Origin of the sequence: Streptomyces rugosispiralis (assembly GCF_024505145.1) — a bacterium.
GTDB classification, from domain to species: domain Bacteria; phylum Actinomycetota; class Actinomycetes; order Streptomycetales; family Streptomycetaceae; genus Streptomyces; species Streptomyces rugosispiralis.
Window position 1 is genome coordinate 1 of sequence record NZ_JANIAA010000093.1, and the last position, 9,224, is coordinate 9,224.

Sequence of the window (9,224 nt, forward strand, 5' to 3'; positions counted from 1 at the left end):
CGCGCCCCGCCCCCGCCGCGGGGGGCGGGGGGGCGCCCCCCGCGGCGGCCGCGGGCCGGGGCCCCGCGACCGCCGGTCAGACCCCCAGCTCGCGGTCGATGAGGGCGAACACCTCGTCCGCGGTGGCCGCCGTCAGATCCTGCTCGCCCGCCGGCTCATCGGCCTCCTGAGCGGTGGCGGTGTACTTCCACACCAGGGCCTGCAACCGGTTCACCAGGCCGGCGCGGCGCGGGTCGCCGGTCGGCAGTCCGGCCAGTGCGGTCTCGAGTTCGTCGAGGTGCCCGGACACCGGATGTGCCGCGTCGGCCTCCCCCGGGTCCACCTCGGCCAGGAGCTGCCCCGCCAGCGTGCGAGGTGTCGGATAGTCGAACACCACCGTGGTCGGCAGGCTCAGCCCCGTGGCGGCGCGCAGCCGGTTCCTGAGCTCCACGGCCGCGATGGAGTCGAACCCCAGCTCCTTGAACGGGCGGTCCGGCTCGACCGCCTCGGGCGCCGGATACCGCAGTACGGCCGCCACATGGGCGCGTACCAGCGCCAGCAGCCGCTCGGCCCGCTCGTCCCCGGGCAGCGCGGCCAGCTCCCGTCGCAGCGCCGACGACTCGCCGGTGGCGGTGTCCGCCGCGGGCCCCCGCGCGGCCTCGATGGCCTGGCGGGCGGCCGGGACAGCGTCGAAGAGCCTGCTGGGACGGGCGAGGGTGAACAGCGGCGCGAAGCGGCCCCATGCCACATCGGCGATGGTGACGCCCGAATCGTCGTGGTCGAGCACCTGGCGCAGTGCGGTCAGCGCCGGCCGGGGGTCCAGCGGGGACAGGCCCTGCCGCCGGGAGCGCTCGGTGTGCGAGGTCGTCGTCGCGTCCGGTACCCCACCGCCGTACGGCAGATCCCACAGCCCCCACGCGATCGAGACGGTGGGCCGCCCGTCGGCCCGGTCGTGCCGGGCCAGCGCGTCGAGACAGGCGGTGGCGGCCGCGTAGGAGCTGTGGTCCTTGCTGCCCCAGGACGCGGCGACGGTGGAGAAGTAGACCACGGTGTCCCCGGGGCCCATGCCGCAGAGTTCGTCCAGGTGGCGCCCGGTGTCGTCCAGATGTGCGCGGATCTCCTCGGCCAGCCGCCGCGGGGTGAGCTCCAGCAGCGGGGCCAGCTCGCCGGAGGCCGAGGTGTGGATGATGGTCCCGATCCGCCCGCTCGCCTGGGCCACGCGCTCGACGAGGCGCGCGGTGGCTTCCCGGTCGGCGGGCGCGTGGTCGGCCACGGTGAGTGCGGTGCCGAGCGCGTCCAGTTCGGCCTTCAGCTCCACGGTGCCGGGGGCATCGCTGCCTCCCGGGCACAGCACCACGATGTGTTCCGCCCCATCGGCGGCCAGGTGACGGGCGACATGGGCGGCGGGCCCGTCGGCGGTTCCGGTGATGAGCACGGTGCCCTTGGGCTTCCAGGTGCGCCGTGGGGCACGGCCGCCGATCGGGTCGGGCACCAGCCGGCGTCCGTACGCACCGGCCGGGCGCAACGCCACCTCGTCCTCGCCCCGGGCCCCGGTGAGCAGGGCGCGCAGCCGCTCCGCGTCGAGGGTGTCCGGGTTCGCGGGCAGGTCCACCAACCCGCCCCATCGGTCGGGGTGTTCGAGTGCGGCCACCCTGCCGAGCCCCCACAGCTGGGCCTGGTGGGGTGCTTCCAGGGGGTCGGAGTCGTCGACGGAGACGGCGCCGCGGGTGGCACACCACAGGGGCGCGGTGACGGCGGCGTCCACCAGAGCCTGGAGCAGGGTGAGCGTACCGGTCAGGCCGGGGGCCACGCCGGGGAGCGGCGGCGTGTCGTCGGCCAGGGCCAGCAGCGACAGGACGCCCGTCGGTGGCGGCTCCTCGGCGTACCGGGAGCGCAGCTGCCCGGCGAGCTGCTCCCGGTCGGTGTCCTCGGCCAGTTCCAGCCGCCGCACCCGGCCGCCGTCCGCGCCCAGCGCCCGTACGCAGGCGTCGGTCCAGCCGTCGGGGGCGCCCTTCGGGTGGACCACGAGCCAGGAGCCCGCGGGGGCCGGGGCGGCGTCGGCGACGGGCCGCCACTCGACGCGGTAGCGCCAGGAGTCCACGGCGGAGCGCTCCCGCCGGGCGCGGCGCCATGTCGAGAGCGCGGGGAGCACGGTGCCCAGCGAGGCCCGGTGGCCGGTGTCGTCCGGGAGGCTCAGTGTCTCGGCGAGCGCGCTCAGGTCCTCGCCCTCCACCGCGGCCCAGAACCGGGATTCCGCCTCGTCCGCCGCGGGCCGGGCGTCGAAGGACACCGAGTCGGCCAGCCAGTACCGCTCCCGCTGGAAGGCGTAGGTGGGCAGTTCGACGGTGCGCGGGGTGTCGGGGCCGGTGGGGTGGAGGGTGGTCCAGTCGACCCCGACGCCCGCAGTGAACGCCAGCGCGAGGGACTCGACCAGCCGCGCCGGGCCGCCGTGGTCACGCCGGAGCGTGGGCACGGTGACCGCCTCCGCCCCGGCTTCCTCGAAGCTCTCCTGCATGCCGACGGTCAGCACGGGGTGGGTGCTGCTCTCGATGAACACGCGGTGGCCATCGGCCAGCAGTGCCCGGACGGTGTCGGCGAACCGCACCGGTTCACGGAGGTTGGTCACCCAGTAGCCGGTGTCCAGCGCGGTGGTGTCGATCCGGCCGGCGGTGACCGTGGAGTAGAACGCCACCGTGGACGCGACCGGCCGGACGCCGGCCAGGGCCTCCGTCAGCTCATCGGCGATCTCGTCCACCTGGGGGCTGTGCGAGGCGTAGTCCACCTCGATCGGCCGCGCCCGGTCGCCCGCCTCCCGACACGCCGCCACGGCGTGCGCCACCTGCTCGGGTGGCCCGGAAATCACCGTGGACGAGGGGCCGTTGACGGCCGCGACGCCCACGGCCGCCGCCTGGTCGCCCAGCCCGGCCAGCAGCTTCTCGGCCCGCTCGCGGCTCACTCCCAGGGAGGCCATCGCCCCGCCACCGGCCAGCCGCCGCAACGCCTTGCTGCGCAGCGCCACGACCTTGGCGCCGTCCTCCAGCGGCAGGGCCCCGGCCACCACGGCCGCCGCGATCTCACCCTGGCTGTGCCCGATCACCGCCGCTGGATGTACGCCGTGGCCCGCCCACACCGCGGCGAGCGACACCATCACGGCCCACAGGACGGGCTGTACGACATCGACCCGGCCCAGGTCGGCCGCCCCGTCGGCACCGCGCAACACATCGGTGAGGGACCAGTCGACGTACGGCGCAAGGGCACGCTCACACTCCGCCACCCGGGCGGCGAACACGGGTGAGGCGTCGAGCAGTCCGGCGCCCATGCCCGCCCATTGCGAGCCCTGTCCGGGGAACACCAGCACCGGGCCGAGCTCCCCGGCCACGGCGGCGCCACCGGGATGGAGCAGACCCGGGTGCGTCCCGCCTGCGGCCAGCGCCTCCACCGCCGCCATCAGCTCCTCGCGGGTCTCGCCCACGGCCACCGCCCGGTGGTCGAACACCGAGCGGGTGGTGACCAGCGACCAGCTCACCTCGGCGATGGACGGCCCCGGATCGGCGGCCATCCGCCGGACGAGCGCGGCGGCCTGTCCCCGCAGGGCCTGGCCACTACGGGCGGACAGCACCCAGGGCAGCGGCCGGTCGTGCTCGCCCGGCCGCGGGCCGCTGGGGGCGGGTTCCGGCTCGGGGGCCTGCTCCAGGATCAGATGGGCGTTGGTGCCGCTGATCCCGAACGAGGACACCCCGGCCCTGCGCGGGCGCTCGCCCCTCGGCCACGCCACCGGCTCGGTCAGCAGCCGTACTCCGCCGCCTTCCCACTCCACATGCGGGGTCGGCTCATCGATGTGCAGCGTCACCGGCAGCGTCTCGTGGCGGAGCGCCATCACCATCTTGATCACACCGGCCACACCGGCGGCCGCCTGCGCATGGCCGATGTTGGACTTGAGCGACCCCAGCCACAAGGGCCGTTCACCGGGCCGGTCCCGGCCGTAGGTGGCCAGCAGCGCGTGTGCCTCGATCGGGTCGCCGAGGGAGGTGCCCGTGCCATGGGCCTCCACCGCGTCGACCTGGTCGGCGGCGAGGCGCGCGTTGGCCAGCGCCTGGCGGATCACCCGCTCCTGCGACACGTCGTTGGGCGCGGTCAGTCCGTTGCTGGCGCCGTCCTGGTTGATGGCCGAGCCCCGGATCAGGGCCAGCACCCGATGCCCGTTGCGCCGGGCGTCGGACAGCCGCTCGAGCAGCACCAGGCCGACACCCTCGGAGAAGCCCGTGCCGTCCGCCGCGGCCGCGAAGGACTTGCAGCGGCCGTCCGGGGCCAGCCCGCGCTGCCGGGAGAACTCGGCGAACGCGGTCGGTGTGGTGAGCGCGGTGACCCCGCCCGCGAGCGCCAGATCGCATTCGCCCTGGCGCAGCGCCTGGCCCGCCAGATGCATCGCCACCAGCGACGACGAACACGCCGTGTCCACCGTCACCGCCGGGCCCTCCAGACCGAAGGCGTACGCCACCCGGCCGGAGACCACACTGGTGAGGCTGCCGGTCGTGGCATAGCCCTCGAAGCCCTCGGGGACCCGTGGCATCCGGGACAGATAGTCCTGGCTGGACACGCCCGCGTACACACCGGTGCGGCTGCCCTTCATCGTCACCGGGTCGACACCCGCGCGCTCGAACAGCTCCCAGGCCACCTCGAGCAGCAGCCGCTGCTGCGGATCCATGGCCAGCGCCTCGCGCGGGCTGATCCCGAAGAACTCCGCGTCGAAGCGGTCGGTGCCGGCCGCGCCGTTCAGGAAGCCGCCGTGCCGGACATAGCTGGTGCCGGGGTGGTCGGGGTCCGGATGGTAGAGGGCCTCCAGATCCCAGCCGCGGTCGGTGGGGAACGCGGTGATGCCGTCGCCACCGGTGGCCACCAGCTCCCACAGCTCCTCGGGGCGGCCGACGCCGCCCGGGTAGCGGCAGGCCATGCTCACGATGGCCACCGGTTCCTGGGATCGCTCCTCCATCTCGCGCAGCCGCTGACGGGCCTGCCCGAGATCCACCGTGACCCGCTTCAGATACTGGCGGAGTTTCTCTTCCGTACCCGACATCAGTCCTCACTCACGGTCAAGAGGGCAGTTCCCTGTCGATGAACTCGAACAACTCGTCGTCCGACGCGGAGTCGAGGGCGGCGTCGTCCGCGGTGGCGCGGTGCTCGCCGGTGGCCTCGGCCGGTGTGTCGTCGTTGAGCCGCCACAGCAGCGCCTCCAGGCGCTTCGCCAGCCGGCCGCGGGCCTCGTCGTGGGCACCGAGCCCCGCCATCGCCGCCTCCAGCCGCTCCAGCTCGCCGAAGACGGGCGCCGAGGTGTCCGCCTGTGCGGGGCACAACTGCTCGCACAGTTCGGCGGCGACGGCCGAGGGCGTCGGATGCCTGAAGACGACGGTGGCGGGCAGCCGCAGCCCGGTGGCGGCGGCGAGCCGGTTGCGCAGTTCGACACCGGTCAGCGAGTCGAAGCCCAGGTCCTTGAACGGGGTGTCACCGGACACCGCCCCGGCGTTGGTGTGGCCCAGCACCGCCGCGGCCTGGGTGCGCACCAGCGTGAGCAGGATCCGGTGCCGCTCCTCCGCGGGTACCGCCGTGAGCTGGGCGACCAGACCGGCGGCGGGCGCTCCGGTGGCGGCGGTACGACGGGTGGCCGTACCGCTGTCGAGGAGCGTGCGCAGCAGGGCGGGCAGGGTGTCCGCGGGGTGGGCGGCCAGGGTCCGGAGGTCGAGCTGTACGGCCGCGGGTTGCGGGGCGCCGTGCCAGCAGGCGGCGTCCAGCAGCCCCAGCGCCCGCGCGCCGGACATGGCGACGATGCCGGAGCGGGACATCCTGGCCAGGTCCGCCTCGTCCAGATGCCCGGTCATACCGCTGGCATCGGCCCACAGGCCCCAGGCCACCGAGACCGCCGGGAGGCCCATGGCCTGGCGGTGGACGGCCAGGGCGTCGCAATAGGCGTTGGCCGCGGCGTAGTTGGCCTGCCCCGGGCTGCCCATCACCCCCGCGGCCGAGGAGAACATCACGAACATGCCGAGCCGCAGATGCGCGGTGGCGGCGTGGAGATGGGCCGCGGCCGTGGCCTTGGGGCCCCACACCCGCGCCAGCCGCTCCGGACTCTGCGCGGTGACCACCGCGTCGTCCAGTGCGCCCGCCGCGTGGACGACACCGGTCAGGGGGTGTGCCGGGTCGATGCCCGCGACGAGGTCGTGCACCGCGGCCGCGTCGGTCACGTCCACCGCCTCGATCCGGACCTCGGCCCCCAGGTCGGCGAGCTGGGCCACCAGCTCCTCGGCACCGGGCGCGTCGGGGCCGCCGCGGCTCACCAGCAGCAGCCGGCGGATGTTCCAGGCGCGGACGAGATGTTCGGCCACCAGTGCGCCGAGGGTGCCGGTGCCGCCGGTGATGAGGACTGTGCCGTCCGGGTCCACCAGGGCGGGGACGTCCAGGACCAGTTTGCCGGTGTGCTTGGCCTGGCTCAGATACCGCAACGCCGCACGCGCCCGGCTGAGCGGCCAGGCATGTACCGGAGGCGGTTCGAGCGCACCGGAGGCGAACAACTCGCCCAACTCGCGGAGCATTTCGCCGATACGGTCCGGACCGGCGTGGGTGATCAGGTCGTAGGCTCGATACGTCACCCCGGGGTGCTCGGCCGCGATCAGCTCCGGGTCGCGGATATCGGTCTTGCCCATCTCCAGCAACCGGCCGCCTTCGCGGAGGAGCCGGAGCGAGGCGTCGACGAAGGGGCCGGCGAGGCTGTTGAGCACCACATCGACGCCACGTCCGCCGGTGGCCCGCCGTAGCGCCTCTTCGAAGTCCAGGTCGCGCGACGAGGCCCGGTGAGCCGCGTCGATGCCCATCTCCTCCAGGGTCCCGTGCTTCGCCGGGCTCGCCGTCGCGTAGACCTCCGCGCCCAGGTGCCGCGCCATCCGGACCGCGGCCGTTCCCACGCCACCCGTCGCGGCATGGATCAGCACCGACTCTCCTGGCCGGAGCCCGGCGAGGTCCGTGAGTCCGTACCAGGCGGTCAGATGGCCCACCGGTACGGCCGCCGCCTGGCGGAAGCTCCAGCCGTCCGGGATCGGTGCCAGCAACCGCGCGTCGGTGACCGCGAGTGGTCCGAACGACTGGTCGAGGATGCCCATGACACGGTCGCCCACGGACACATGGGTCACCTCGGGACCGATGTCCACCACGACTCCGGCGCCCTCACCGCCGAGTCCGGTCTGGCCAGGCACCATGCCCAAACCGACCATGACATCGCGGAAGTTGACACCGGCGGCCCGTACGGCGATCCGCACCTGGCCCGCGCCCAGGGGCTCCAGCACCTCGGGACAGGGCACCGGTACGACGTTCTCCAGGGTCGCCGTGCCCGCCGTGTCCAGCCGCCATGCCTCCGGCTGCGCCACGGGGCCCACCAGCCCCGCGCCTCCGGTACCGGCGTGGATCAGGCGGGGCACCAGGGCCCGACCGGCGCGGAGGGCCAGCTGGGGTTCGTCCATCTCCACGGCGCGGGCCACGGCGACGCGCACGGCTTCGGTGTGGGGCCCGGCTGAGGAGTCGGGCTCGTCGTCGCGGTCGAGGAGGACGAACCGGCCGGGGTTCTCCGACTGTGCGCTGCGTACGAGGCCCCATACGGCGGCCGCGGCCAGGTCCACCCGGGTGGTGCTCTCGGGGCCGTCGACGGCGACCGCGCCTCGCGTGACCACCACCAACCGGGCGTCCGCCAGCCGTGGTTCGGCCAGCCAGCCCCGCACCAGTTCCAGCGCCCGTCCGGTCGCCGACAACGCCTCGGCCGACGCCTCCTCGGTGCCGTCGCCGGTGGGCCTGGTCGAGGCGGCCAGGTCGGCGAGAACGACGGGCGGTACGGGCTCGTCGTCATCGAGCGCCGCGACCAGTGCGGCCGGGTCCGGGTGGCCGTCGGTCCCCAGGACCGCCCAGCGACCGGCCCCGGCCGCCGCCTCTCCGGCCCCTGCCGCCGCCTCTCCGGTTCCGGCCGCGAGCGGCAGGGGAGTCCACTCGACGGTGAACAGACTGTCCGTGGCGTGGCTGCCCGGAGCCATCGCCGCCCGTAGCTGATCGACGCTCGCGGGCCGCATCGCCACGGAGTCGACGGTCAACACGGGAGCGCCGACCGCGTCGGCCACGGTCAGCCGCAGTGCGCGCTCACCCTCGGCGGTCTCCTGGTGGGGAGAGAGGCGTACCCGGACCGTGGTCGCCCCGGCCGCCCACAACGTCACGCCATTCCAGGCGAAGGGCAGCCAGACCCGGCCATCGGTGGGTTCGCCACCGGCCGGCTCGGTGTCATCGTGCGTATTGAGCTGGTCGATCAGCAGCGCGGGGTGCAGCGCGGCATCCAGCAGCGCCGGGTGGATGCCGAATCCGGCCTGCTCCCCGGCGGCCTCGGGCAGGACCACCTCCGCGCACACATCCGCCCCGTCCCGCCACACGGCCCGCAGCCCCTGGAAGGACGGCCCGTAGGCATACCCCGAGGCCGCGACCCGGTCGTAGAACCCCTCGACGCCGAGCGGTGCCGCACCAGTCGGAGGCCACGCCCCGCCCAGTCCCGGCGCCTCGTCGGAACGGTCCGGGGGCGGGCTCAGCACACCCTCCGCATGACACACCCATCCCGTGGCGGCGGTCTCTCCTTCACCGGCGGCGGGCCGGGAGTACACCCGCACCTCGCGCCGCCCGTCCTCGGCGGCCTCGCCCACGACGATCTGCACCCGCGGCCCGCCCGACGGCGGCAAGACGAGTGGCACGTGCAGCGCCAGCTCATCCACCCCGCCACAGCCGACCTCATCGGCCGCCCGCAGCACCCACTCGGCCAGCGCCGCGCCCGGCACCAGCACCGCGTCCGCCACCACATGCTCCCCGAGCCATGTGTGCGTACGCGCCGAAATCCGGCCCGTCAGCACATGTCCACGGCCATCGGCGAGTTCCACGGCGGCGCCCAGCAGCGGATGTCCGGCGGAGACCAGCCCCAAGTCGGCCGGGTCGCCGGCGCGTCCACCACGGCCGTCGAGCCAGTAGCGCTCGCGCTGGAAAGCGTAGGTGGGCAGGGGGACCACGCGGGGTGCCGGGGAGCTCGGGTACAGGGTGGTCCAGTCGACGTCGATCCCGGCGGTGAACGCCTGGGCGAGCGAGTGGAGGAGCTGGGCCTGCCCGCCGTGATCACGGCGCAGAGTGGGCACGGTGACGGCCGGGATCCCGGCCTCCTCGAAGGTCTCCTGCAGCCCGAC

The 9,224-nt window shown here is 74.6% G+C and carries 2 protein-coding genes; both read right to left on the reverse strand.

From position 1 onward, the window contains the following. Positions 1-76: 76 nt before the first annotated feature. Positions 77-5,053 (reverse strand): type I polyketide synthase, encoded by a 4,977-nt coding sequence (locus tag NP777_RS46205; protein ID WP_256656208.1) that lies wholly within the window; start codon positions 5,051-5,053, stop codon positions 77-79. Between the two features lie 16 nt (positions 5,054-5,069). Then, the coding region (locus NP777_RS46210; protein WP_256656209.1) for an SDR family NAD(P)-dependent oxidoreductase at positions 5,070-9,224 on the reverse strand (4,155 nt) is incomplete at its 5' end.

What these genes read in the sequence shown, in the direction of transcription:
- NP777_RS46205 (WP_256656208.1), bottom strand. Translation starts at nt 5,053, where the DNA reads ATGTCGGGTACGGAAGAGAAACTCCGCCAGTATCTGAAGCGGGTCACG.